Origin of the sequence: Planosporangium flavigriseum, from assembly GCF_011947225.1 — a bacterium.
Taxonomy (GTDB): Bacteria; Actinomycetota; Actinomycetes; order Mycobacteriales; family Micromonosporaceae; genus Planosporangium; species Planosporangium flavigriseum.
This window is the reverse complement of the sequence record NZ_JAATVW010000069.1, coordinates 1-616: the sequence shown is the minus strand read 5'-3', so window position 1 is coordinate 616 and position 616 is coordinate 1. Positions and strand designations below refer to the sequence as shown.

The window sequence follows — 616 nt, the reverse complement described above, 5'->3', positions numbered from 1 at the left end:
GACGTTCGGCCCGCAGCAGTTGAAGATTCTGGGTAACCGGATCCTCGAGGTCGTCGCCCCCGACGAGGCCGAGGCGCGGGCCCGGGAGGCGATGGAGCGCGCCGAGGAGCGGGCTTTTCTGGGCCGGGACCTGCGCCTGAGCGAGGTGCCCGGCGAAAACCGAGTCCGGCTTTCCGGCTGGCTCGACCGCGAATCCGCCGCCCAGCTCCGCGCCGCGATCGACCCGCTGTCCGCGCCCCGGCCGTCAGCAGGCGAGCCCGACGTGCGCACCCCCGGCCAGCGGCGCGTCGACGCCCTGGTCGAGGTATGCCGGATCGCGCTGGCCTGCGGCGAGCTGCCCGCCAACGGCGGCGACCGCCCCCAGATCGTGGTCACCGTCGGCATCGACACGCTGCGCACCCAACTCGGGACCGCGACCCTCGACGACGGCTCGGCGCTGCCGGCGACCGCCGCCCGCCGGCTGGCCTGCGACGCCGCCCTGCTACCCGCCGTACTCGGCACCGCCGGCCAGATCCTCGACATCGGCCGCGAACAACGACTGATCAAAGGACCACTGCGCCGCGCCCTCGTCCTACGCGACCGCGGCTGCGCGTTCCCCGGCTGCGACCGCCCACCC

The 616-nt window shown here is 74.8% G+C and carries 1 protein-coding gene; it reads left to right on the top strand.

Annotation, left to right across the window (positions count from 1 at the left end; translation table 11 throughout):
• The coding region (locus HC028_RS26850) for a DUF222 domain-containing protein (protein ID WP_168080231.1) at nucleotides 1-616 on the top strand (616 nt) is incomplete at both ends.